Raw genomic sequence first — 23,823 nt, forward strand, 5'->3', positions numbered from 1 at the left:
GGATAGTTATGCATAATAAGAAAGTTATATCAACAACAATTTTTTATTGTTTTTTAATCGCTAGTGTTGCTTCACTGGGCTCTTTGTTTTTTAGTGAATTTATGGATTTTATTCCATGTACAATGTGTTGGTACCAAAGAATTTTTATGTACCCTTTAGTTTTTTTATTTTTAATTAATCTTTTAGAGAGTGATTCTAATATTTTTAAATATGCAATACCTTTGACATTTATTGGTTTTTGTTTCTCTTTTTATCATAACCTTTTAATGTGGGGAATAATTAGTGAGGATGTAGTTCCTTGTAAACATGGAGTTCCTTGTTCAACGGAATATTTTCAGTATTTTGGTTTTGTTAATATACCTTTTCTTTCATTAACTGCCTTTAGTTTAATTCTAATTTTATTACTAATTGGACAAAATAAAGCAAAAAAATATTAAGGATACAGATGAAAAAATTTTTATATTTATTTTCAATTTTAGCAGTAGTTTTTTTTACAGGATGTAACAAAGAAGAGGAAGCAAAACCAGTAGTTGACAACAGTGGAAGCTTTGAAGAGTTAAAAGCAATGAGTAATAAGACTTATACTTTAAAAACAACAGAGGGTAAAACTATCTCTTTAACTGTTGAAAACAATACATTAAAATCAAAAACAATAAAAGATAAGATTGTTTTAGTAAACTTCTGGGCTACTTGGTGTCCACCATGTATTAAGGAGATTCCTGTATTTAATGAGTTATATGAAAAATATTCTGATAAGTTTGAAATAGTTGGTGTTTTATATGAAAAAGATAAAGACCCAAAAGAGCTTGAAGAGTTTATAAAAAAATATAATATCAAATTTCCAATTACTGTTGGAGATGAAAACTTTAGAATGGCAAAAGCCTTTAATGATGTAAAAAAAGTTCCAGAATCATATCTTTATTCAAAAGAGGGTAATTTTGCAAAAGATTATATTGGGGAAGTGGATAAAGAACATTTAGAAAACTATATAAAAAGTAACTAAACTATTTTAAAACTATAATTGTTTTGCTCCTAACTACAAATATCAGCTATATTTTTGTATACTCTAATTACAAAAATATAGAGGGAGCAAAATGTCACTATCTGATTTTATAACTATTGTAAAAGACTCTTCTTTTAACATCTCTGAAATTTACCAAAAAGCACCTAATGAAACTTTGATTGCATTGGGTACTATAGTTGTTTTAATTTTTATAGGATATTTCTTTATTGATCGTTCAATAAAAAGAAAAAATGCATTAAAATTAGTTGAAACACTTCAAGATTCAAAAACTTTTGATGAGTTTGATAAAAAAATAAAAGAACTTGCTGAAGAACTTCCTAAAAGGGGAGAAGAAGTAGCTACAAGCTTAAACTCTTTAAAAGAACATATTTTATTTAGAGGTGCAAAATTAATTGCTAATTTAGATATTGATAAAAAGATTGATAGTTACATAAGTTTAAGTAAAAGCTTTGAAAATTTGGCAATTGGTTCTAAAAAATATAATAATACTGAACTTACAAATTTTTTTGAGACAAAATCAAAAGAAGTTTTAGAAGATAATCTATTTTTAGATATAAAATATTATTGTGAAAATATAAATTACAATACAGCTGAACTTGAAAATATAAATGCAATTGTATCTTATGCTAATACTCTTTCAAATCCTAATTTAATCTTAGATATTATGAAAAAAGAATTAAATAGATTTAGTTTTGGTTATAACAGTGACATTTATAAATTAGTTGAATCTATGAGTGAAGAAAAAACTAAACAGATCTATAAATATTGTCAAGATAAAATAGATTCAATATTTGAAAATGCAGATTGTGAACTTTCAATTAATATATTAGATTATTTAATTGAATCAAAACAAAATGAAAAAGTTTATAATTATATTTCTGCTTTAAAATTGTCAAACTATTTACAACAATTATATAATCTATTTTTTGATAAAAAAGATGATATTCACTTAGATTTAGCCTTTATCGCAAATCCTCTTTCTATTGAAAATGAGTATAAAAAATATATTGATGAATCCTTAACAAATAACTGGAGAGACAAAGAGCATATAGAGTTTGTTTCAAAATCAAAAGGTGTGATTGAAGTATTGGGTCATATGGAGTTTAGAACTCTAATTGAAAGAGTTGATAATATAGCTTTAAATGAAGAGAATACTAAAAAAATTGAAGAAGCTCTAAGTATTGCAAAGAGAGCTGAGTCTATAGCTTTAGAAGCTAAGTCTTTAAATAAAAGACCAATTTCAACTAATATACAAAATAGTGTAAATAATTAATTTTGGAGAAAAACTGTGGGTGATAATACTTTTGTTTATTTGGTTATGATTATTCTTCTTGTAGGTTTAGTTGTACTACTTTTTAGACGTTCAACTATAAATGCAAAACCATCACATTTAAAAAAAGAAGAGATTACAAAACAATATGAATATGAGATGATGAAATTGATTTCAAAATATGAAAAAGATAAAGATGTTTTATCTCAAAAAAAGATAGAGTTTTTAAAACAAGCAAGTAAAGAATTGCATAATAATATCTTTTTTGATGATGCAGAAGTTAAAGCTTTAATCTCTAAGCTTGCTTCATTTTAAAGGTGATTATTCACCTTTAAAATTCTGCACTAGCTACCCAGTCAGCTGGTTCTTGTAAATAAATTACAATCTCTTCTAGTACTCTTTTATGTTTTATCTCTTCATCTGCAATTTGTAAGAAAACTTTTTTCTCTTTTTCATCTTCTAATTCTTGGGCTTTAGTAGCATAAAAATCGTGAGAGTTATCTTCTCTTGCAATTGCATCTTTATAGTATTGAATATGTTCAGCATCTAAACTAACATTATCTTTTTCTTCAGTTAATGTTTGAAATATAGTTTTTGTATCTGTAATAAGATCTAATTTATCTAAATCCATATTCTCTTTTTTCATCATACTTTTAAAGATATTGTAATGTTTCACTTCTTCATCAGCAAGCATAGTAAAAATTCTTTTTAAGCCAGAATTTTGTGCTCTTGATGCCATCTCTCTATAGTAAGCTTCACCCTCTTTTTCAACTTTCATTGCGTATTCATAAACGTTCATACTAGTCCCTTTAAAATAAGTTTATATAATATAATATCACACAATATAAATTAAGTCAATGAAATAATTAATTTATTCATATGCAACTGTTTCAGGTGGAATTTGCTCAAATGATTTTTTTATCGAATGAGTGATAGCATGCTTATATTTGTTATTATTTTTTGTTAATGCTGCAAATTGAAGATGCTCTTCACACCAAGGTTGAGTTTTCTCTTTTTTATAAACAAAAGCTATCTTTTTACCCATTTGTTTTACTCTGTCATAAATTGTTCTTGCATAACTATCTATATAAGGAAACTCTTTAGAATTGATTTTTTCACCCCAAGCAAAAAATACAAATTTACCACTAGGAATAAATGTTTGTGCATCAAAATACATAATATCTCTATCAAACTCTGTATTCTGTGTAGAGTTATATGTTTCTAAATCAGAATTAAATTTCATTAGAAGTTGTGATGCATCAATATTTTCTTCATTTAGATTAAAAAGATTTTTAATCTCTACAAGCTTTCCTTCATAATTTGATGATAAAGCTTGTTTAAAGGCTGTGATGTAGTTTTCTTGCTTTAATTCAATATATTCACCAAAATTATCAAAGCCTTGTTCTAAAAGGAAAGAGTTAGAATCATAACCTACAGGTGTTACTACAGGATTATATAAAAATATTGTTCCTGCAATATTCTTTTTTTTATCTTTGTTTGTTTTTATTAATTGTTTTAACTCTTTAGCACTTATCTCTTCATCTTCTTTATTAAAGTATAAAAAACTTGAAGTTAGAAAAATCTCTTCATATTTAGTTTCAATAACACCAAAATATTGCATATTTGTCCTTAAAATTCTTTTTTATAATAATAGCTAAAAAGAACAAATTATTACGTAAAAATATATTTAACGATAAAAATTATCATTTAAACTTAAATAAGACTAAAATTATCCTATTTGTTTTTTTTATATGAAAACGTTTAAGTCTATTCTGTTAAGATTTCAATACATTAAAAAATTTGATGTAAAAATAACACAGCCAAAACGCAATGAAAATTAGCAAAGTATTTATTCTTCTCCTTCGCTTTTGTTAATTTCATTGCATATTTTTAAATCCCACTTATAAATTTTAGATATAATCTTTTCTTTTAATTTAGGAATATTATATGAGATATGAAAAGATGAGCTCTTTTATAGTTATGGATATTGTAAGAGATGCACAAAAATATGAAGACTCTATACATTTTGAAATAGGGCAACCTGACTTAAATCCTACACCAAAAGTAAAAGAGAGTTTAAAAAAAGCCTTAGAAAATGATAAGTTCTCTTACACTGAAAGTTTAGGATTATTAGAACTTAGAGAAAAAATTGTAAGTCATTATAAAAAAGTTTATAATGTAGATATAGAACCCTCACAAGTATTACTTACTCCTGGAACTTCAGGGGCTTTTTTAGTTGCATACACTTTAACTTTAAAACATAAAGGGAAATTGGGATTAAGTGATCCTTCTTATCCATGTTACAAAAATTTTGCACATATGCTTGATATAGATCCAGTTTTTATGAATATTGATAAAACTTGTGGTTATCAATTAAATGTTGAACATCTAAAAAGAAATAAAATAGATGCTTTACAAATATCTTCACCTTCTAATCCCACAGGAAATATATACAGTGACAAAAACTTAAAAGAGTTAATAGAGTATTGTAATACAAATGATATTGCTTTTATTTCAGATGAACTTTATCATGGGTTGGTTTATGAAAAAGATGCAAGTACTGCACTTAATTTTAGTGATGATGTAATAGTTATTAATGGCTTTTCAAAATATTATTGTATGCCGGGACTTCGTTTAGGATGGATGATTGTTCCAAAATATTTAAGTAGAGAAGCTGAGATTATTGCTCAAAATATTTTTATATCAGCACCAACTTTATCTCAATATGGTGCATTAGAAGCTTTTGATTATGAATATTTAGATTCAATCAAAGAGATATTTAAAGAAAGAAGAGATTTCTTATTTAATGAATTAAATGAGATATTTACAGTTGATGCCAAACCTGATGGAGCATTTTATCTTTGGGCTGATGTATCAAAATATACAAACGATAGTTTCTCTTTTGCTAAAGAGTTACTTGAAAATATTCATATAGCTACAACTCCTGGAGTTGATTTTGGTTCAAATAATACAAACAAATATCTAAGATTTGCCTATACAAGAGATATTGAGCATATGAAAGAGGGAATAAAAAGATTAAAAGAGTATTTAAAAAGAAGGTAAAACTTCTAATAACTCTTTTAAATCTTTTATTTTACGTTTAGCTGTTGAAAAATCTTGTGTTTGGGTAAATTGATTATGAACTATAACACAATCTATATCTGCCTTATTTGCAGAGATTAAACCTCTTTGTGAGTCTTCTACTACAATTGTTTCTTCTTTTTTTGCATTAAAAAGTTCTAAACCTTTTAAATAAGGATCAGGGTAGGGTTTAGCTCTTGGATAATCTTCTACACATAATACAAAATCCATAAAATCACTAATACCTCTATTGTTGTGGATCAATTCAAAATCAACTCTTCTTGAAGTTGTAACTATTCCCATTTTATAGTTTTTACTAAGTTCATTTAAAACTTCATGAACATCTTTAATAGCAATATCTTCTTTTTTTAAATATTCTTGATAATAAACATCTCTTTGTTCTCTTGCAATTCTTATCTCTTCTTGACTAGCATTTGGTGCAGCTACCCAAACTCCATTACCATCTGTCATTATTTTCATATAGTCATCAAATTGAAGATTTACATTAAAAAACTCTTTTAAAGCCCTTTTACTTGCTTCATAGTAAAGTGGTTCAGTTTCAACCAAAACCCCATCATTGTCAAATAAAATATATTTTTTCAAAGAAGAATTCCTTTAGTTTTTTTGGGAAGTATACTAAAGTTAACTAAAAGAAGTTTTAAAAATTATGCGTCATCATATTTTTCAAACTCTTCATCATAAAAGCAGCCTAATTGGCAGTGTGTTACTTTTATATCTGAATTGTTTATGGTAGAACCTACTTTTTTTAAGCTAGCGCCTTTATCTCTTGCAGTATACCAAGCTACTTGACATTCAACTTTTGAGCCTTGATTAAAGTTTTCTGATAATTTATTATATATATTGTCATCCATATCTACAAATTTTAATTTTCCAAATACTCCAAGTTCACAGTTTGTAATTTTAATATTTAATGATTTTGTAATAGCATCCATCTCTTTGGGTTTAACCCCAATTAACCTTGCAACCTTAAATGCTTTAAGACATGAAAGCTTTCCATCCTCATCTAAATTTGTCATTAATAAATCTAATTGAGTGTTATCAAGCTTTTTCATAAGAAATTATAACCTTTTTAAATATTTTTTACCTAATAGTATTAATTATACGATTTTAAAGTTAAATTTGTGTGACAATTAAGAATATTTTATAAACAAAATAAAAAAATGTAAAAAAAAAAGACAAAATGAAAACATTTTGTCTTTTTCTAAGGAGAATTGTTCGCAAAAATTAATAAGTAGTTCGCTTTACTTATTTCATAAGAAAATTATAATAGTTTTCAATTAATACTAAAGTAATGAATAGTTAATGAAAAGTTAACTTTTATATTTTTATCAAAAAAAATTTCAAAAATTTCAATAATCTGTTACAATATATTAAATATTTATTATTTTTTAATAAATAAGGGGGAAATTATTATGAGTTCTGAAGAATTAAAACTTGACTTAAGTTCTTTTTTACTATCTGAAACAGATGAAAAAGGATTAATTAGATATGCAAATGATGAGTTTTGCAGATACTCAGAGTTTACATTAGAGGAGTTGGTTGGTAAGCCACATAATGTAGTTAGACATCCAGATATGCCTAAAGCTGCATTTGAAGATTTGTGGAAGACCGTACAAAGTGGAAAACCTTGGAAAGGTTTTGTTAAAAATCGTTCAAAAACTGGTAAATATTATTGGGTTTTTGCTACAGTTTTTCCTTTTTCATCCTGCGATGGTAGTAAAGGTTATATTTCATGTAGAAGAATGGCATCTCAAGAAGAGATTGAAAAATATGAAAAACTTTATAAAACAATGAATTAGGATTTATCATGTATCTAAATAATGTATCAGTAAAAAATAAAATTAGAATTCTAAGTTTTGTTCCACTTTTTTGCATTGTTGTATTAGCATGTATAATTATTTACTTTACAAACGCTAAAAAAAATGATTTGGAAAAAGTTGAATATCTATTAGAATATAGTCAAAAAATCTCTTTACTTGTTCATGAAACTCAAAAAGAAAGAGGTGCCAGTGCAGGATATCTTGGAAGTTCAGGTAAAAAATTTAAAGATATTTTAGCTAAACAAAGAGAATTAACAAATGCAAAGTTAAAAGATTTTAAAGAGTTTTCTTTAAGTATGAATATAGATGATTTTCCTCCTTCTGGAAAAGAAAATATTGATTTTATATTAAAAGAGTTTTTAAAACTTGATTCAATAAGAAGTTCTGTAGATTCTTTATCTATCCCTGCACCAAAAGCAATAGGGTATTATACAAATATAAATGCTAAGTTATTAAATTTTATTGCTAGTTTATCTACAATTGGAGTTGATGAACATATTATTGCTGATATCAATGCTTATTATAACTTTTTGATGTCAAAAGAGAGAGCTGGTATTGAAAGGGCAGTTGGCTCAAATACTTTTGCACTTAAAACTTTTGCAGATGGTATGTTTATTAAGTTTGTTACACTTGTAGACCAACAAAAAACATATTTAAACTCTTTTTATATTTTTGGAGAGCAGTATAAATCTTATGTGATGAAAAAATTAGATGATCCAATTGTTGGTGAAGTTCAAAAAATGAGAGATATTCTTTTAGGCTTTGGTAAAAATCCAAATATAGAATTTAATGTCGACTCTACACACTGGTTCGCTACAATTACTAAAAAAATCAATTTGCTAAAAGAGATAGATGATTATTTGATTTCAAATATTGAAGAGGAAGCAAACGTTTTAATTGAATATTATCGTGATCTTGTATATATCTCTTCAACTTTATTAACTATTCTAATATTTTTAGCAGTACTTTTAGCCTATATTTTTAATAAAGGTATTATTGATTCTACAAATAAAATTCATAATGGTATTAGACAATTCATGTCTTATCTTAATAGAGAAATCAATGAATTAAACTATATTGATTTAAAAGAAAAAGGCGAGCTTGGTGAGTTGGCTAGAATGGTTAATAAAAATATTGATAGAATCAATGGAGACTTAGAAAAAGACCTTTTATGTGTTGGTGAAGCAATTATTACTTTAGATAAAGTTGAACAGGGTATTTACTCTTGTAGAGTTAAATCAAATGCAGCAAATCCTCAAGTTAGTACTTTAGCTAAAACAATCAATAAAATGTTAGATAACCAACAATTAGTAATTGACAGTATTTTAAAAACTTTAGGGGAATATACAGATTATAACTATTTAAATAGTATAAATCTTGAAGGTATTAGTGGTGAATCAAAAGAGATGATTGATGGTATTAATTCTTTAGGTGATGCTATAACAACTATGTTAAGGGAAAATAAAAACAATGGTGAGACTTTACTTGTAGGGGCAAAAAGTTTACTTGACAATGTTGATAAATTAAATAGTGCATCAAATGATGCAGCTGCAAGACTTGAAGAAACTGCTGCTGCAATTGAAGAGATTACAGCAAATATTTCATCTAGTACAGAAAATGTAGCTCAGATGGCATTAAATACTGAGCAATTAAATAAAGCAGCTCATGATGGGCAAAACCTAGCAAAAGAAACAGTCTCTTCAATGGATGATATAAATAGCCAAGTATCAGCAATAAATGAAGCTATTACAGTAATTGATCAAATTGCATTTCAAACAAATATTCTTTCACTAAATGCAGCTGTTGAAGCAGCAACAGCAGGTGAAGCAGGAAAAGGTTTTTCAGTAGTTGCTCAAGAGGTTAGAAATCTTGCAAGTAGATCTGCTGAAGCTGCAAATGAGATTAAAACATTAGTAGAAAATGCTACAGTTAAATCTAGTCAGGGTAAAAGTATAGCTGATAAAATGATTCAAGGTTATAATCAATTAAATGAGAATGTAAATACAACTATTAGTTTGATTAAAGAGGTTGACCACTCTTCAAAAGAGCAAAGAGATGGTATTAAACAAATAAGTGATGCAATAAATAGTTTAGATAAACAAACTCAAATTAATGCAAATATTGCTTCACAAACAAATGAAATAGCATCAAATACAATTGAGTTAGCTAACAATGTTGTTAGTGTAACTGATGGTAAAAAGTTTAAATAGGAAACTATTTAAACTTTTAATATATCCCATTTATTTTTAGGTGGGGTATAGTTTTCAAAACATTTATAAATATATTCAATATCATCACTAACAATAATTGAATCAAGGTGCTCTTTTAATAAAAATCCCTCATTCTCACAAAAATTTAAATACTCAATAAATTTATCATAATATCCATTTACATTATAAAGTGCACAAGGTTTTTTTGAATTACCAATTTGAATCGTAGTAAATATTTCTGTAATCTCTTCTAGGGTTCCAAAACCTCCAGGCATAGCTATAAAACTATCTGCTAAATCTTCCATCATAGCTTTTCTTTCTCTAATAGTTTCAACTTTATATAGTTTTGTAATATTTTCATTTTCTAACTCTTTATTAGCTAATCCATGAGTTATTACTCCATATACATCCATACCTAAAGACATGGCATGGTTTGAAACTACACCCATAAGTCCAACTTTACTACCACCATAAACAATTTTAGAATCTTTTTCATTTAAATAGTTAATTAATTCAATAGTTTTTTCTTTATAAATTGGAGATTCTCCAAAGGCTGTACCACAATATATTGCAACATTCATTAAAATTCATTTCCTTCTATTTTTTTATAATTAAAATATATTAGTTCCTCTTCATCAAAACTATATTTTATTTCAATAGGTCTACAACAAACTTCACAATCATCAATTATCTCTGAGTCATAATTTGAGCCCATATCAAGTAATACTGTAATAGATTCTAAACAATATGGACAAGTAAGCTCTTTTTCAAACATTATTATCTCTTAGAATAAGGTTTTAAAAGAATAATTAGCTTTGGAAGTAATAATAGCGCTGAAGCTAACATTGTAGCCATAACAATAACAGTTAATAAACCAAAATATATTGTTGGAATTAGATTTGATAACACTAATATTGAAAATCCAACAATTACTACAAGAGAAGTATAAGTCATAGCATAACCAATACTTTCATGGGATCTTTTCATAGAGTTTATATAGTTGTGATCTTTTTTAAACTCTTCATGAAATCTATGGATATAGTGAATTGTATCATCAACCCCAATACCAATTGATATAGCAGCAATTGTAATAGTCATAATATCAAGTGGAATATTTAACCATCCCATTATCCCAAATACAATAGAGATAGGTACAAGATTTGCTAATATTGCTATTAGTGCAATTAGAGCTGATCTAAATAGGATTAAAAACATAATAAATAAAATCCCAACTACAAAACCTAAAGTTTTTATTTGTGAATCAAAAAGAGACTGTAGCATATTGTTATAAAGAATCATTAAATTTGATAATCTAAACTCTACAGTAGAATCATTTATAATAGTTGGTAGTTCTCTATTTAATTTCTCAATTAATTCATTTCTTCTTAATTCAGGATTTGAATCTATAATTCTTGTATTAATTCTAGCCTGATTATCTTCAATACTAATATATGGAGAAAGGATTAAATCTTTATACTCTTTAGGAAGTTTTTCATAAAGTAAAGCCAAGGTAAAACCATCTAAGTCTTTTCCCTCGTTTAAAGTTTTTCCTGTTTTTAAAAGTGTAGCTAAAGATGAAACTTTTCCAACTTCACCTAGAGAATCTAAATAATCATGAACTCTTGTAATTGTTTTCATTTTATCAACAGTAAACCAATATTTTTCATCATTCTCTGTTTGTGCAAACTCATCTTCAAAATCAGAAAATTCATCATTTTTAGCTGTTGTTTTTTCTTCTTCTTTTTTTATATTAAAAGTTAAAATAACATCTAAAGGAGTTGTTCCTCCTAATTGGTTATCAATCACTTCCATACCTTTATAAATTTCAGTTGACTTTTTAAAGTAGTTAATAAAGCTATTTTCTACAATAATTTTTGAAGCACCAATAAGTGATATTATTACAATAAAAATAGATATTAATATAATAAATAAACCTTTTGTTTCTACAAGTTTTGCACTTTTTTCTATAAGTTTTAATTTAAAATTAGAACTTTTTGTTATATCAATTCGCTTCATAGTTATTAAGATAGAAGGAAAAACTATAAAAGAGATAATAAGTGAAATAGCAATACCTGTACTCATCATCCAGCCTAAGTTTTTAACTGGCTCAATTCCAGATAAAACCAAAGAACCAAAGCCAGCAATAGTTGTAATAATTGCAAAAAATGAGGGATTTAGCTTTGATAATAAAGTATTTATTATAAGTTTATATTGACTAGCATTTTTATATGTTTGTGTTAATTCTCTATATCTTACAATCAAGTGTAAAACTATTGAAATTGTAATAATTAATTGCAAAGAGATAAAATTAGATGAGATAACAGTTACTTCCCAGCCAAATAATCCTAACATTCCAGATGTAGATATAACTGATAAAACACATATTATTATAGGAAGTAAAATCCAAATCATTTGTCTGAAAATAACCCATAAGATGAAAATTAATAGAAATATCAGTGTTGAACCATATATTACCAAGTCACTTTTAACAAAGCTGATTATATCATCAGCAATCATTGAAACACCACCAAGGAAAAGCTCACCACTATCTTGGTATTTTTCTATAATATTTCTAACTGCTACAATATTCTTATGGTCACTTTCTCTAATATTTTCTCTATAATCTTTAAACTCTTTTTCAATCTCTTTTAGTTTTGTAAGTTCTTCTTCTGAAGCAGAATTTTCCCTCTTCTTTTTTAATAATTCATTTCGTTTGTTCAAGATTTCAAAATATTTTTTATCCTCTTTTAAATTAATCAATATTGAGGTAGTTCTAAAGTCTTCACTTACTAAACTTTTATTATATAGTTCAGATTCCAAAAACTCTTTTTTTACAAGTTTTTTGTCAACTTCACTATTCTCTAATGTTCGAACACCATCCAATAGTTTTGTTAATTCTTGTACGGGTGATTGTAGTAAAGGAACATTTAAAATCGATGTTATTGATACAACTTTTTCAAGTTTTATAAACTCTTCACTTAATTGTTTAATTGTTTCTAAACTCTCTTCAGATAGCAAATCTTTTTTAGGTTTAAAGGTTACAAGTAAAAAATCAGGAGAATGATATCTTTCATTTACTTCTCTATAAAATTTTAAATCTTTATCATCATCTAAAAGCAGAGTTTCAGAAGAAGCATCTATTTCAAGTTTTGTGGCATAATAGCCTAAAAAAGATACACCCAGTAAAAGTATAAAAAGAATTTTAACTGGGTGTTTGATAATTGATTTATCAAAAAGTGATTTTATCATTTAGTGTTATTTGGAAGTGTAGCTAAGTTTGCCATTAAATCTTTAAAAGTTTTGTCTTTTAAAAATCCTGCAAATTGTTGTCTAAATGTTTGAATAATACTAACTCCTAATAGATTTACATCATAAATCAACCAGTTATTAGTCTCTTTTTCATAAAATTTATAATCAATATTATATTTATCCTCTTTCCCAATTAATTGAGTTTTTAGAATAATTCTATTTGATTTTGGTTGTTCTGTACCTAATATCTCTACAAGTTCATCTGTATATAAATTAAGTTTATCAACATAAGAATCTTTTAGTTTTTTTGTGAAAAGTTTAACAAAATCATTTTTTTGTTTGTCATTTATTTCACTCCAAGTTCTACCTAAAGATAATCTTGACATTAGTTTATAATCAAAAAGAGAATCCATTATGTCAACAATCTCTTCTGTTTTTTTATCATTACTAAGTTTAGAATCTTTTAAGATGATTAATACTTTATCTATTTTATTGCTCATTTCTGATTTTATTTCATCTTTTGACATAGCAAAAGATAAGTTTATAATTAAAAAGCATGATAGTATTATTCTTATAAACATCTTTTATTCCTTAATCATTTTATTTCTATTTTGTGTATATATATCTTTAAGGAAAGGGTATAAATCTATTGCATCTTTTTTTAGATTTTCATATTTTCCTAGATTTAATGAAGTGCTATTTATAACTTCGATTGATTTTAAACCAAGAGTTTTTTCAAATCTATCTGGAATTTTATATTCAAGTTCATCATATCCAGCATCACTAAGTGGTGAGATATATGAATCAACACTTAAACCTACAACATCTCTTACATTTGATGGTCCATAAACTGGTAAAACAATGTGAAAACCGCCATCAAATCCATAATAGCCTAAAGTTTGACCAAAATCTTCATCATGTTCATTAAGATTATATTCTTTTGATGCAGGATCCATAAAACCTAATATACCAACTGTTGAATTAATTAAAAATCTACCACTTTCTTCACCTGCATTAGTGAATTTAAATTGTAAAAGATTATTTACAAGTCTAACTGGATAAGTTAAATTTTGAAAGAAATTAGAAATTGCTACTCTTCCTTCTTGTGGAACTATTTTTTTATATCCACTTGCAACAGGATTAAGTACATTAATATATAAAAAGTCATTAAATGACGTCATAACTCTATTATAACCTTCTAAAGGATCAATTTCTTCATTTTTTATTTCAAATTCATCATCAAAGGAACCGACAGAAGACTCTTCTTTTATCTCTTTTGCAAATTGATCTTTTGCAAAAAGTTCATATGTCTTTCTTTCGTTCTTAGGTACATATTCAAATTCTAAATTTGAATTCAATTTATAATGGTTTGTAACAGTACAACCATTAAACCCAATAACAAATGAAAGCATAAAAGTAAATACAATTAAACTTTTCATAAAATATTACCTTGTGTGTTTTGTGTGTGCGAACAAATATAATATCTAATTTTTTATAAAAATTACTTAATAAATATTATTTTTATTTACTAAAGTGATTAACTGTAGAGGATCTACTTGTATTCCATGTATTCTAAATGCAAAATGTAAGTGTGGACCTGTAACTCTCCCTGTATCTCCACTAAGCCCAATAATATCACCTTTTTTTACCTTTTGACCCTTTTTAAATTTTAATTTGCTTAAGTGATAATAACAAGAATATATACCTTGACCATGATCTATAACTATAGAATTTCCTGCATAAAATCTATGTTTAGATAATACAACTATTCCATCATTTACAGCTTTTATTTTAGTACCTATTTTTGCTTTAAAATCTGTTCCTGAATGGTACGATTTTAAGCTTCCATTATATACTCTTTTTGTACCAAAATTACTTGTAATTTTACTATCAATAGGATATATAAATTTGCCATTTAAGTATAGGTTTGGACTTACTGAGTTATAAATATTCATAGCTTCTTTATACTCTTTATCAACTCTTGCTTTATTTTTTTTTGATAAAGTTACTTTTCCTTTAGATACATTTATAATTTCACTTTTATAATTTCCATCAATTACACTTAAAGTTACACCCTTAAAAATCTTTTTTTTATCTCTTAAGTAAGAGATAATGATTCTATAATCTTTTTTATCTTTGTAGTATGATACAGGCACAAGAGCATAATATTTATTTTTCTTATTTGGAAAAGAAAAAAAGTCTATATTTTGTTTATCAAAAGTAAGTTTTGGGTTTTTTATGTTTTTTTCTTCTAAAATTAATATTGCAGTATTTGCATTTTCAACATTTTTAGGTTTTATTTCAAGTGCATTTAAAACAATAAAAAAATTTATCAGTATTATTAGTATTTTTTTCATATTTGTATATTAACAAAAAAACTCTTTTTGTATCTTAATTACAATCTTGGTATAATCCCGACAAATAATGAGAAATTAACTGGAGTAATATATATGGGTAGAGCCTTTGAATATAGAAAAGCAGCAAAAATGAAAAGATGGGGAAATATGTCAAGAGTTTTCCCAAAACTAGCTAAAGCGATTGAAATAGCAGCAAAATCTGGTGGTGGTGATCCTGAAATGAATTCAGCATTAAGAACTGCAATATTAAATGCAAAAGCTGAAAATATGCCTAAATCAAATATCGATGCAGCTATTAAAAGAGCTACAGGAAAAGATGCAGCAAATTATTCAGATGTAAACTTTGAAGGAAAAGGTCCACATGGTGTATTAATATTTGTTGAAACTGCAACAGATAATAATACAAGAACAGTTGCAAATGTTAAAATGCATTTCAATAAAAATGGTGGACAAGTTGTACCAACTGGTTCTTTAGAGTTTTTCTTTGATAGAAAAGCAATTTTCGAATTTAATAAAACTGAAGATATGGATTTAGAAGAATTAGAATTAGAATTGATTGATGCTGGATTAGAAGAGATTGAAGAAGAAGATGGTGTAGTTTTAGTTACAGCTGAATATACAGATTTTGGTACTTTAAATAAAGCATTTGAAGATATGGGAATTGAGTTAACAAAAGCAGAATTAAAAAGAATTCCAAACAATCCTCAAGAGTTTACAGAAGAGCAACAAGAAGAGATTGGTAAACTTTTAGAAAAGCTTGAAGATGATGATGATGTTCAAGCGGTTTATACAAATATTGGATAAGACCTTTAGGTCTTAATTCCAATATTTTTGTTTATATCTAGTTTCAAGTTTAATAAAAGAATTAACTTCAGGTACACCATTTACAAGATTAAATCTAATTAAGTCATCTTTATAAAAAATCTTTTTTCTTGAACTGAAATTCCATTTTTGAGTTCTTTCTTTATTGATAATTTCATAATCATATTCTTTTTTAGCTGAATTATAAACTCTTTTTGTAAGAACACCTTCAAGTCCATATTGTGTATTTCCACCTTGTACTCCAAGATGTCCACCTGCACCTAAACCTCCAGAAACTTCTTGAGCTTTATAAGCTTTAACAGATTTAATTAATCCATTCATACTGTCCATAAATGCAGATACTATCGTTTTACCTTCAGGTGTTTTTGTGTAGGCACCAAGTCCTCCCCCAGCACTACCACCAAGTAAACCACCCATGATATTCCAGTCTGTAGTTCTTGCACTTCCTTCTGCTGCTGCTAATTGAACAGAAGATCTATTATCTATAAGAGTTAACATTGTACTTGCATCAGAAGTTTTAAAACCTCCAGCAACAGCACCAGCAACACTACCAAATAAACCTCCAGCAATAGCTCCTAAACCACTTGTTCCTTGCTCACTGAATGTGATTGATGGAATAATTGTATAATCAGCTGCAACCATTTGTCCTTTGTGAAATTTAGAGTTTCCTCTTAATTCACCACTTTGCATAAGTTGTCTTTCTCTCATTAAGTCATTCATCCCTTTTCCTCTTTCAACAATAACAAAACAATTAGATTGTTGTGTTAAAAGTCTAAGAACTGGAATAGTTGATGGCAGTCTTAAATCTCTAGTTAAATACTGGTACCAAGTGTCATTTCTATCTTCATGAAATGATACAGTCCCTATAGGTGCTGTACATCTTTCAAGACCACTATTTGCCCCTTGTGAATTAGCTCCTCCAGCTGATCCCGTACCAGCAGTTTTTGCATCTGCAGCACCTGATTGTGTCATACCTGATAAACAACCAGTAAATGCACCTGTAGTTAAAATTGCAAGTGACAAACTTGCAGTTAAATTACTAAGTCTTTTCATACCCTTCGCTTCCTTGTGTTGATTTAAATTCAAAAAGTGTATATATATTACTACAAATTATTTTTAGTTCTCTTAAAAATTGGTATTTTTTTAAGAAAATTTATTAATTAGTAACTTTAAGTATTATATTTTTCTTATATTTAACAAGTAAAATAAAGATTAGTTTTTAAGAAAAATCGCTGTAAAATCGATTTTTTTTTAAGGATTAATTTGGAAAATGCAAATACAAAAGGTAATTTATTAGGCTTATTAACGGTACTTTTATGGTCATCTTTAGCTTTATTTACAGTTTTATCAGGAAATATACCACCATTTCAATTATTAAGTATCTCATTTTTTATAGCATCATTTATTGGTTTTATTATGTTAAAAAAGCAAAATAAATCATTAAAAGATTTATTAAATATTCCATTTAAAGTTTATTTAATAGGTATATATGGTTTATTTGGTTATCACTTTTTCTATTTTGTTGCAGTAAAAAATGCTCCTGCAGTTGAGGCAAATTTGCTAAACTATTTGTGGCCTTTACTTATTGTAGTTTTTTCAGCTTTTCTTCCAAATGAAAAACTAAAATGGTATCACATTGTTGGAACTTTATTAGCTTTACTTGGAGCTTTTTTACTTGTTTTAAAAGGTGGTGAATTAGATTTTAAAGAGGAGTATTCAAAAGGGTATCTTTCTGCTTTAGTTGCTGCTTTATTATGGTCATCTTATTCTGTAATTTCAAAAACATTAAAACATATACCAACTTTTGCAGTCACAGGATTTTGTTTTCTAACAGCAATATTATCATTAATTGCGCATCTATTTTTAGAAGTTACAGTAATGCCAACTTTCACACAATTATTTGCAGCTATTATGCTTGGTTTAGGTCCAGTTGGTGGAGCATTTTATCTTTGGGATTTTGCAGTTAAAAATGGAGATATAAAAATATTAGGTTCTTTAGCTTATTTAGCACCACTTTTATCTACATTAATTTTAGTATTTGTAGGGATTTCAGATTTAACATCTTCTATTGTTATTGCTTGTGTACTTATTATTCTAGGTTCAATAATTAGTTCAAAAGAGTATATGAAGGTTATAAAAAAACTTTTTATTAAACCTTGATTACATACACACCTTTAAACTCAACACATAAAGTGTCATCTTGAAATATTTTAGAATTTATTTTTATTGAGGCACTTTTTTTATTTATTAATTTGTTTTTTAATATATTTATCTCATCTTCTGTAGGTAGAGTAGTTTCACAATAAAGTGTATTTGTAACAGGCGCTCTATATGCAGTGTCACTTTTAATTACCGCAATCATGGCATTTTCATAAGCCAATTCTTTTACTGTTAAATAACATGCACTCCATGCTGAAATAGTAACTAAAGTACTTAAACTTCCAGCAAATGCTGTACCTTTGTCATTTATATTTGGTGTTAAAGGTGCAGTTGAAATTAATTTTTTTTCATCTACTGATGTAAATTTTAATTGCATGTATTTAGTTAAGGGTATTTCAGAATATAATTTTTTTTCTAAATCTTCTAACATTAAACAACTTTCTATATATTGATATATGTTAGTTTTACATAATATATATAAAAACAAAATAATAAAATCAAACTATGTACATTTTAAACATTGATGTACAATTATTGTACATTGATTGATTAACTAATCAAAAAAAAACCTAATATATTTCATTCTGCTTAAATTATAGAACTACATTATAATTTGGCAGTTCACACATACTATTTTTTTTATTACTTTTAGTAACTTTTATATTAATTATAAAAAATTGTAACACTAAAACAAAAATTGTACATAGCATGAGACAAACATTATGTTATACTTGGGGTACAAATTTTATAGGAGATGTATATGAGTTTATTAGCTACTTATAAAGCACATACAGAAGAAAGATTAAATGAAGGTGGATTACCTCCATTAGCTTTAACAGCTGAGCAAACTGCTGAGTTAGTTGAGTTATTAAAAGCAAATCCAGTTCAAGAAGCTGAATACTGTTTAGAATTATTTAAAAATAGAATTAATCCAGGTGTTGATGATGCTGCTTATGTTAAAGCTGCATTTTTAAATGATATTGTTCAAGGAAATGTAACATGTTCTGTAATTTCAAAAGCGGATGCTGTAGAAATTTTAGGAACAATGATGGGTGGATTCAATGTTACTCCACTTATTGAAGCATTAAAAGTTGATGAAGTTGCTGATTTAGCTGCTACACAATTAAAAAATACTATTTTAGTATATGATGCATTTAATGATGTTAAAGATTTAATGGATGCTGGAAATGCAAAAGCTAAAGAGATTATTGAATCTTGGGCAGCTGCAGAGTGGTTTACTAATAAGCCAGCATTAGAAGAAGAAATCAAATTAACTGTTTACAAAATCCCTGGTGAAACAAATACAGATGATTTATCTCCTGCAACAGTAGCATTTACTAGACCAGATATTCCATTACATGCAACTGCAATGTTACAATCAAGAATGGAAAAACCTCTTGAAACTATGGCTTCATTAAAAGAAAAAGGTAACCCATTAGCATACGTTGGTGATGTTGTTGGTACTGGTTCTTCAAGAAAGTCAGGTATCAACTCTGTTCAATGGCACATGGGTAGAGATATTCCAGGTGTTCCAAATAAAAGAACTGGTGGTGTTGTAATTGGTTCTATTATTGCTCCAATTTTCTTCAATACTGCTGAAGATTCAGGATGTTTACCAATTGAAGCTCCAGTTGATGAATTAGAAACTGGTGATGAAATTGTTGTAAAACCATACGCTGGTGTTATTGAAAAAGATGGAAAAGTTGTATCTGAGTTTAAATTAGCTCCAAATACAATGACTGATGAGATGAGAGCAGGGGGAAGAATTCCTTTAATTATTGGTAAAGGTCTTACTGCAAAAGCAAGAGAAGTTTTAGGATTAGAAGCTTCTGATATGTTTATTGCTCCTGAGCAACCAGCTGATAATGGTAAAGGTTATACTCAAGCACAAAAAATGGTTGGTAGAGCTTGTGGTGTTGAAGGTGTTAAACCTGGTATGTATGTTGAGCCAATCGCAACTACTGTTGGATCACAAGATACAACTGGACCAATGACTAGAGATGAGATTAAAGAGCTTGCAGCATTATCTTTTGGTGCTGATATGGTTATGCAATCATTCTGTCACACTGCTGCTTATCCAAAACCAGCAGATATCAAATTAAGACACACTTTACCAGATTTCATCAACTCAAGAGGTGGTGTTACACTTAAGCCAGGTGATGGTGTTATCCACTCATGGTTAAACAGATTATGTTTACCAGATACAGTTGGTACGGGTGGAGATTCACACACAAGATTCCCAATTGGTATCTCATTCCCAGCAGGTTCAGGTCTTATTGCATTCGCAGGTGTTACAGGTATGATGCCTTTAACTATGCCAGAATCAGTATTAGTTAAATTTAAAGGTGAAATGCAACCAGGTATTACACTAAGAGATTTAGTAAATGCTATTCCATACCAAGCAATTCAAGATGGTTTATTAACTGTTCCTAAGAAAAACAAAAAGAATGTTTTCGCTGGTACAATTATTGAAATCGCTGGTTTACCAGATCTTAAAGTTGAGCAAGCATTCGAATTATCAGATGCAGCAGCAGAAAGATCAGCAGCAGCTTGTTCTGTTCAATTAGATAAAGAACCAATTATTGAATACTTATCTTCAAATATCGCTTTAATTGAAAAAATGATTGAAGAGGGTTACGAAGATGCTAGAACTCTTCAAAGAAGAGCTGATAAAATGAAAGAGTGGTTAGCAAATCCAGAATTAATTACTCCAGATGCAGATGCTGAATATAAAGCAGTAATCGAAATCGACTTAAATACAATTACTGAGCCAATCTTAGCTTGTCCTAACGATCCAGATGATGTTGATACACTTTCTAACATCTTAGCTGATCCAAACAGACCAACTGAGAAAATTGACGAAGTATTCGTTGGTTCTTGTATGACAAATATTGGATTATTTAGAGCACTTGGTGAAGTTCTTAAAGGTGAGGGTGAAGTTCCTTCTAAATTATGGGTTGCACCACCAACAAAAATGGATGAAGCTCAATTAACTGAAGAGGGATACTATGCTACATTTGCAGCAGCAGGTGCTAGAATAGAGATTCCAGGTTGTTCATTATGTATGGGTAACCAAGCACAAGTTTCTGAAGGTTCAGTTGTATTCTCAACATCTACAAGAAACTTCGATAATAGACTTGGTAAAAACTCAAAAGTTTACTTAGGTTCAGCAGAAATGGCAGCAGTATCTGCACTTCTTGGAAGACTTCCAACTAAAGAAGAGTATATGAAAATTGTACCTCAGAAAATTACAGAGAAAAACAAAGATGGTGTTTATAAATACTTAAACTTCCACCAAGTTTCTCCAGAGCAACTAACTAATTTAGTTCACTAATAATAAGAAAACAAAGAGGTTAATTCCTCTTTGCTTTTTCTAACTTTTCTTTTAAATCTATTAACGAATCAAAAATCATAAAATCTTTTTTTACAACATATTTTGGTAAATCATTACCTGTTTTTATCCAAGCAGGATTTATTTTAGAATTTTTTGCTCCTAAAATATCTGTATCATAAGTATCACCAATCATCATAGTTTTTTCTTTCTTTTTATTAAACTTATTTAAAATAGTTTCATACCCATAAGAGTTTGGTTTTCCTATAATTTTTATCTCTTTGTTTGTAAATTCAGAAATAATACTATTTATAACCCCACATTCTAATTCAAATCTATCTTTTAGTGGTATCAACTTATCTGGATTTGCAGCAATTATTTGTGTATTTTCTCCTATTAGATTTATTGTATTTGATATAGCTTTTAATGTAATATTATTATCCATACCAATTATAATAAATTCTGGTGAAGTTGTGTTTTTTTGATATTTAGTATATAAACTCTCTTGAAGTTGAGTACTACCTAATACATATATATCATTTGCACAATTTTCAAATAGATAATGCTCAATTAGTTTTGTTGTAGTATAGATTTTATTTTCATTAACATCTACAGCACCTTTTAAAAGTTTCTCTTTGTATCTTTTTGTTTTATAGTTTGAATTATTTGTAAAAAAGCAGTATTCAATACCATTTGAATTTAGATAATCTATAATCTCTTTTGTACCTAATATATTTTCATCTTCCCTATAAAATACCCCATCTAAATCAAAAATTATAAAATCAATATCTTTAAGTATTTTATACATTATTTAATCCCTGTATGCATAAATGAGTTAACAAACTCTTTTTGAAAAATTAAAAATGCCAATAATAAAGGTGCAACAGAGATTAACGTAGCAGCAGAGATAGTGGACCATTGCACTCCTGATTCAGGAGCTGCAAAGATTGCAAGTCCAACTGTTAGTGGTTTAACCTCATTTGAATTAGCAATAACCAAAGGCCATAAAAAATTATTCCAGTGATATGAAACAGAAACTAAAGCATAGGCTAAATATGTTGGTTTTGCCAAAGGAATATAAACCTTAAATAAAACACCAAGGGGTGAACACCCTTCAACTTTAGCTGCTTCATCTAGTTCGTTTGGGATTGTTTTAAATGTTTGTCTTAATAAAAATATACCAAAGGCTGAAGCAATATAAGGTATTGCCATACCCCATGTTGTATCAACTAAATTAAAGTCTGCAACTGTTTTATAGTTTTCTATGATTAAGTTTTCAGGCATTATCATTAATTGCATTAATACTAAAAAAAAGGCAATATTTTTACCATAAAAATCAAACTTAGCAAAAGCATAAGCTGCAAGTGTACAAAGTATCATCTGACCTATTAATATTACTGTAACCAATAAAAAAGTATTTGTAAGATATTGTAAAAATGGAGCTTGAATCCATGCATCAAAAAATGCCTGTGTACTTAAAGGTGCAAGAAGTGTAAAATTTGATGAGTATTTCTCTTCATGAAACGCAGCCCAAAAAGTATATATTAAAGGCAATATCCAAATTATTGCAAGGGTATAGGTTGCTATTTTTTGTAAAAGCTTCATAATATTCCTATTTATAGTGTATTTTTCTTTCAACTAAGCCAAATTGAATTAGTGAAACAATAATTAAAAGTGATAATAATACAATCGTTAATGTTGCAGCATAAGCATAATCAAAAAATGAAAATGCAACATCATAAATATAATATAATAAAAGGTTTGATGCATTATCAGGTCCACCTTTTGTAAGTATAAAAAGATGGTCAACCATTTTAAATGAATTTATAAGTGCATTTATCATCACAAAAAAAGTTGTTGGCATCAGTAAAGGAAAAGTGATTTTCCAGAATGCAGTCCATGAAGTTGCTCCTTCAATTTTAGCTGCTTCAAGTAACTCTTTTGGAATTGATTGAAGAGCTGCAAGGTAAAAAATCATAAAGAATCCTGCTTCTTTCCATACAGTCATAACTATAGTTGCTCCTAATACTAAATCAGTATCTCCAAGAAAGTTTTGCTGCTCAATATCAAAGTATTGAAATATCTGATTTATTAATCCAATCTCAGGTGCATAAAAAAATAGCCAAATATTAGCAACGGCAACCATAGGTAAAATTGTTGGTGTAAAATATGCTAATCTAACAATTGAGCGTCCTCTTATTTTATTTTGTACAAAAACAGCCATAGATAGTGATATAGCAATTGATAAAGGAACAGTTGTAAGGGCAAAAATCAAAGTATTTTTAAATGTTTGTAAAAATACTGGATCGTTTAACATATATTCATAATTATCAAGCCCGATAAATTTTTTGGGCTTGATAACAGTTTGATTAGAAAAAAATGAGTTAATAAAAGTAGTTACAGTTGGATAATGTGTAAACGCAACTATAAGTATAAATCCAGGAAGTAACAATAACCAACCGTAAACATGTCTCATAT

General features: G+C 27.7%; 25 protein-coding genes. 10 read left to right on the plus strand and 15 right to left on the minus strand.

The annotated features are described in order from the left end of the window. Positions 1-8: 8 nt before the first annotated feature. The 4 genes from ACKU3H_RS09220 to ACKU3H_RS09235 all read left to right on the plus strand — a co-directional run bounded on the left by ACKU3H_RS09220 (position 9) and on the right by ACKU3H_RS09235 (position 2,609). Positions 9-437 carry a disulfide oxidoreductase gene (locus ACKU3H_RS09220; RefSeq protein WP_320033557.1) on the plus strand — a complete coding sequence of 143 codons (429 nt, stop codon included), beginning with the start codon at positions 9-11 and terminating at the stop codon, positions 435-437. Positions 438-445: 8 nt separating this feature from the next. Beyond that, positions 446-1,003 (plus strand): TlpA disulfide reductase family protein, encoded by a 558-nt coding sequence (locus ACKU3H_RS09225; protein ID WP_320033558.1) that lies wholly within the window; start codon positions 446-448, stop codon positions 1,001-1,003. A 91-nt stretch (positions 1,004-1,094) separates the two neighbouring features. Further along, positions 1,095-2,297: a hypothetical protein gene (locus ACKU3H_RS09230; protein WP_320033559.1), complete on the plus strand. Its 1,203-nt coding sequence runs from the start codon at positions 1,095-1,097 to the stop codon at positions 2,295-2,297. A gap of 15 nt (positions 2,298-2,312) precedes the next feature. Then, positions 2,313-2,609, plus strand: a complete 297-nt coding sequence (locus tag ACKU3H_RS09235) for a hypothetical protein (protein WP_320033560.1) — start codon at positions 2,313-2,315, stop codon at positions 2,607-2,609. A gap of 16 nt (positions 2,610-2,625) precedes the next feature. Here ACKU3H_RS09235 and ACKU3H_RS09240 read toward each other — a convergent pair whose 3' ends face one another. Both ACKU3H_RS09240 and ACKU3H_RS09245 read right to left on the minus strand, forming a co-directional pair. Beyond that, positions 2,626-3,093, minus strand: a complete 468-nt coding sequence (locus ACKU3H_RS09240; RefSeq protein ID WP_320033561.1) for a ferritin family protein — start codon at positions 3,091-3,093, stop codon at positions 2,626-2,628. A 72-nt stretch (positions 3,094-3,165) separates the two neighbouring features. After that, on the minus strand, positions 3,166-3,915 hold the full coding sequence (locus ACKU3H_RS09245; RefSeq protein WP_320033562.1) for a hypothetical protein: 750 nt from the start codon (positions 3,913-3,915) through the stop codon (positions 3,166-3,168). Positions 3,916-4,241: 326 nt separating this feature from the next. Here ACKU3H_RS09245 and ACKU3H_RS09250 point away from each other — a divergent pair, with 326 nt between their 5' ends. Next, the gene (locus ACKU3H_RS09250) at positions 4,242-5,357 is read left to right on the plus strand and encodes an aminotransferase class I/II-fold pyridoxal phosphate-dependent enzyme (RefSeq protein WP_320033563.1); all 1,116 of its coding nucleotides are present in this window, start codon (positions 4,242-4,244) and stop codon (positions 5,355-5,357) included. Here ACKU3H_RS09250 and ACKU3H_RS09255 read toward each other — a convergent pair. Together ACKU3H_RS09255 and ACKU3H_RS09260 are read right to left on the minus strand one after the other, a co-directional pair. Continuing rightward, a complete protein-coding gene (locus ACKU3H_RS09255; protein WP_320033564.1) occupies positions 5,343-5,978 on the minus strand; it encodes an HAD-IA family hydrolase in 636 nt (211 codons plus the stop codon). The two genes, ACKU3H_RS09250 and ACKU3H_RS09255, sit on opposite strands and share 15 nt — an antisense overlap. Positions 5,979-6,040: 62 nt before the next feature. Further along, on the minus strand, positions 6,041-6,448 hold the full coding sequence (locus ACKU3H_RS09260) for a ModE family transcriptional regulator (RefSeq protein ID WP_320033565.1): 408 nt from the start codon (positions 6,446-6,448) through the stop codon (positions 6,041-6,043). A 360-nt stretch (positions 6,449-6,808) separates the two neighbouring features. On the opposite strand from ACKU3H_RS09260, the gene ACKU3H_RS09265 reads away from it, so the two are divergent. Together ACKU3H_RS09265 and ACKU3H_RS09270 are read left to right on the plus strand one after the other, a co-directional pair. Further along, positions 6,809-7,195: a PAS domain-containing protein gene (locus ACKU3H_RS09265; protein ID WP_320033566.1), complete on the plus strand. Its 387-nt coding sequence runs from the start codon at positions 6,809-6,811 to the stop codon at positions 7,193-7,195. Positions 7,196-7,203: 8 nt separating this feature from the next. Further along, complete coding sequence (locus ACKU3H_RS09270; protein ID WP_320033567.1) at positions 7,204-9,426, plus strand: methyl-accepting chemotaxis protein; 2,223 nt, start codon at positions 7,204-7,206, stop codon at positions 9,424-9,426. An 8-nt stretch (positions 9,427-9,434) separates the two neighbouring features. Here the strand turns inward: ACKU3H_RS09270 and ACKU3H_RS09275 are convergent, their stop codons facing one another. The 6 genes from ACKU3H_RS09275 to ACKU3H_RS09300 all read right to left on the minus strand — a co-directional run bounded on the left by ACKU3H_RS09275 (position 9,435) and on the right by ACKU3H_RS09300 (position 15,032). After that, positions 9,435-10,007, minus strand: coding sequence for a TIGR00730 family Rossman fold protein (locus ACKU3H_RS09275; protein WP_320033568.1), 573 nt, complete (start codon positions 10,005-10,007; stop codon positions 9,435-9,437). Continuing rightward, on the minus strand, positions 10,007-10,201 hold the full coding sequence (locus tag ACKU3H_RS09280; RefSeq protein ID WP_320033569.1) for a CPXCG motif-containing cysteine-rich protein: 195 nt from the start codon (positions 10,199-10,201) through the stop codon (positions 10,007-10,009). Before ACKU3H_RS09280 ends, ACKU3H_RS09275 begins: the two co-directional genes overlap by 1 nt. 2 nt (positions 10,202-10,203) lie before the next feature. Continuing rightward, entirely contained in the window at positions 10,204-12,675 is a 2,472-nt protein-coding gene (locus ACKU3H_RS09285) for an MMPL family transporter (RefSeq protein WP_320033570.1), read from the minus strand. After that, positions 12,672-13,256, minus strand: a complete 585-nt coding sequence (locus ACKU3H_RS09290) for an ABC transporter substrate-binding protein (RefSeq protein WP_320033571.1) — start codon at positions 13,254-13,256, stop codon at positions 12,672-12,674. Before ACKU3H_RS09290 ends, ACKU3H_RS09285 begins: the two co-directional genes overlap by 4 nt. 3 nt (positions 13,257-13,259) lie before the next feature. Beyond that, on the minus strand, positions 13,260-14,114 hold the full coding sequence (locus tag ACKU3H_RS09295) for a VacJ family lipoprotein (protein WP_320033572.1): 855 nt from the start codon (positions 14,112-14,114) through the stop codon (positions 13,260-13,262). 66 nt (positions 14,115-14,180) lie between these two features. Continuing rightward, positions 14,181-15,032, minus strand: coding sequence for a M23 family metallopeptidase (locus ACKU3H_RS09300; RefSeq protein WP_320033573.1), 852 nt, complete (start codon positions 15,030-15,032; stop codon positions 14,181-14,183). A 93-nt stretch (positions 15,033-15,125) separates the two neighbouring features. Between ACKU3H_RS09300 and ACKU3H_RS09305 the strand changes: the two genes are divergently transcribed. Beyond that, the gene (locus ACKU3H_RS09305) at positions 15,126-15,836 is read left to right on the plus strand and encodes a YebC/PmpR family DNA-binding transcriptional regulator (protein ID WP_320033574.1); all 711 of its coding nucleotides are present in this window, start codon (positions 15,126-15,128) and stop codon (positions 15,834-15,836) included. Positions 15,837-15,848: 12 nt separating this feature from the next. Here the strand turns inward: ACKU3H_RS09305 and ACKU3H_RS09310 are convergent, their stop codons facing one another. Beyond that, positions 15,849-16,907, minus strand: coding sequence for a CsgG/HfaB family protein (locus tag ACKU3H_RS09310; protein ID WP_320033575.1), 1,059 nt, complete (start codon positions 16,905-16,907; stop codon positions 15,849-15,851). 210 nt (positions 16,908-17,117) lie between these two features. Here ACKU3H_RS09310 and ACKU3H_RS09315 point away from each other — a divergent pair, with 210 nt between their 5' ends. Further along, a complete protein-coding gene (locus tag ACKU3H_RS09315; RefSeq protein WP_320033576.1) occupies positions 17,118-18,014 on the plus strand; it encodes a DMT family transporter in 897 nt (298 codons plus the stop codon). Here ACKU3H_RS09315 and ACKU3H_RS09320 read toward each other — a convergent pair. Further along, positions 18,004-18,444: a YiiD C-terminal domain-containing protein gene (locus tag ACKU3H_RS09320; protein ID WP_320033577.1), complete on the minus strand. Its 441-nt coding sequence runs from the start codon at positions 18,442-18,444 to the stop codon at positions 18,004-18,006. The two genes, ACKU3H_RS09315 and ACKU3H_RS09320, sit on opposite strands and share 11 nt — an antisense overlap. 330 nt (positions 18,445-18,774) lie before the next feature. On the opposite strand from ACKU3H_RS09320, the gene ACKU3H_RS09325 reads away from it, so the two are divergent. Continuing rightward, positions 18,775-21,348, plus strand: a complete 2,574-nt coding sequence (locus tag ACKU3H_RS09325) for a bifunctional aconitate hydratase 2/2-methylisocitrate dehydratase (protein ID WP_320033578.1) — start codon at positions 18,775-18,777, stop codon at positions 21,346-21,348. Between the two features lie 19 nt (positions 21,349-21,367). Here the strand turns inward: ACKU3H_RS09325 and ACKU3H_RS09330 are convergent, their stop codons facing one another. From ACKU3H_RS09330 to ACKU3H_RS09340, 3 genes are read right to left on the minus strand one after another with little or no spacing between them, the layout of a single operon-like run. Beyond that, positions 21,368-22,153, minus strand: a complete 786-nt coding sequence (locus tag ACKU3H_RS09330) for an HAD-IIA family hydrolase (RefSeq protein WP_320033579.1) — start codon at positions 22,151-22,153, stop codon at positions 21,368-21,370. Beyond that, entirely contained in the window at positions 22,153-22,950 is a 798-nt protein-coding gene (locus ACKU3H_RS09335; RefSeq protein ID WP_320033580.1) for a carbohydrate ABC transporter permease, read from the minus strand. The genes ACKU3H_RS09330 and ACKU3H_RS09335 overlap by 1 nt, the downstream gene beginning before the upstream one ends. A gap of 7 nt (positions 22,951-22,957) precedes the next feature. After that, positions 22,958-23,821 carry a sugar ABC transporter permease gene (locus ACKU3H_RS09340; RefSeq protein WP_320033581.1) on the minus strand — a complete coding sequence of 288 codons (864 nt, stop codon included), beginning with the start codon at positions 23,819-23,821 and terminating at the stop codon, positions 22,958-22,960. Between the last annotated feature and the right edge of the window lie 2 nt (positions 23,822-23,823).

It is taken from the genome of Halarcobacter sp. (assembly GCF_963675975.1).
GTDB lineage: Bacteria > Campylobacterota > Campylobacteria > Campylobacterales > Arcobacteraceae > Halarcobacter.

Excerpts from the sequence above, each read along its gene's own strand:
- ACKU3H_RS09220 (WP_320033557.1), top strand. The coding sequence starts at position 9 with ATGCATAATAAGAAAGTTATATCAACAACAATTTTTTATTGTTTTTTA.
- ACKU3H_RS09225 (WP_320033558.1), top strand. The coding sequence starts at position 446 with ATGAAAAAATTTTTATATTTATTTTCAATTTTAGCAGTAGTTTTTTTT.
- ACKU3H_RS09230 (WP_320033559.1), top strand. The coding sequence starts at position 1,095 with ATGTCACTATCTGATTTTATAACTATTGTAAAAGACTCTTCTTTTAAC.
- ACKU3H_RS09240 (WP_320033561.1), bottom strand. The coding sequence starts at position 3,093 with ATGAACGTTTATGAATACGCAATGAAAGTTGAAAAAGAGGGTGAAGCT.
- ACKU3H_RS09245 (WP_320033562.1), bottom strand. The coding sequence starts at position 3,915 with ATGCAATATTTTGGTGTTATTGAAACTAAATATGAAGAGATTTTTCTA.
- ACKU3H_RS09250 (WP_320033563.1), top strand. The coding sequence starts at position 4,242 with ATGAGATATGAAAAGATGAGCTCTTTTATAGTTATGGATATTGTAAGA.
- ACKU3H_RS09260 (WP_320033565.1), bottom strand. The coding sequence starts at position 6,448 with ATGAAAAAGCTTGATAACACTCAATTAGATTTATTAATGACAAATTTA.
- ACKU3H_RS09265 (WP_320033566.1), top strand. The coding sequence starts at position 6,809 with ATGAGTTCTGAAGAATTAAAACTTGACTTAAGTTCTTTTTTACTATCT.
- ACKU3H_RS09270 (WP_320033567.1), top strand. The coding sequence starts at position 7,204 with ATGTATCTAAATAATGTATCAGTAAAAAATAAAATTAGAATTCTAAGT.
- ACKU3H_RS09275 (WP_320033568.1), bottom strand. The coding sequence starts at position 10,007 with ATGAATGTTGCAATATATTGTGGTACAGCCTTTGGAGAATCTCCAATT.
- ACKU3H_RS09280 (WP_320033569.1), bottom strand. The coding sequence starts at position 10,201 with ATGTTTGAAAAAGAGCTTACTTGTCCATATTGTTTAGAATCTATTACA.
- ACKU3H_RS09285 (WP_320033570.1), bottom strand. The coding sequence starts at position 12,675 with ATGATAAAATCACTTTTTGATAAATCAATTATCAAACACCCAGTTAAA.
- ACKU3H_RS09290 (WP_320033571.1), bottom strand. The coding sequence starts at position 13,256 with ATGTTTATAAGAATAATACTATCATGCTTTTTAATTATAAACTTATCT.
- ACKU3H_RS09295 (WP_320033572.1), bottom strand. The coding sequence starts at position 14,114 with ATGAAAAGTTTAATTGTATTTACTTTTATGCTTTCATTTGTTATTGGG.
- ACKU3H_RS09300 (WP_320033573.1), bottom strand. The coding sequence starts at position 15,032 with ATGAAAAAAATACTAATAATACTGATAAATTTTTTTATTGTTTTAAAT.
- ACKU3H_RS09305 (WP_320033574.1), top strand. The coding sequence starts at position 15,126 with ATGGGTAGAGCCTTTGAATATAGAAAAGCAGCAAAAATGAAAAGATGG.
- ACKU3H_RS09310 (WP_320033575.1), bottom strand. The coding sequence starts at position 16,907 with ATGAAAAGACTTAGTAATTTAACTGCAAGTTTGTCACTTGCAATTTTA.
- ACKU3H_RS09320 (WP_320033577.1), bottom strand. The coding sequence starts at position 18,444 with ATGTTAGAAGATTTAGAAAAAAAATTATATTCTGAAATACCCTTAACT.
- ACKU3H_RS09325 (WP_320033578.1), top strand. The coding sequence starts at position 18,775 with ATGAGTTTATTAGCTACTTATAAAGCACATACAGAAGAAAGATTAAAT.
- ACKU3H_RS09330 (WP_320033579.1), bottom strand. The coding sequence starts at position 22,153 with ATGTATAAAATACTTAAAGATATTGATTTTATAATTTTTGATTTAGAT.
- ACKU3H_RS09335 (WP_320033580.1), bottom strand. The coding sequence starts at position 22,950 with ATGAAGCTTTTACAAAAAATAGCAACCTATACCCTTGCAATAATTTGG.
- ACKU3H_RS09340 (WP_320033581.1), bottom strand. The coding sequence starts at position 23,821 with ATGAGACATGTTTACGGTTGGTTATTGTTACTTCCTGGATTTATACTT.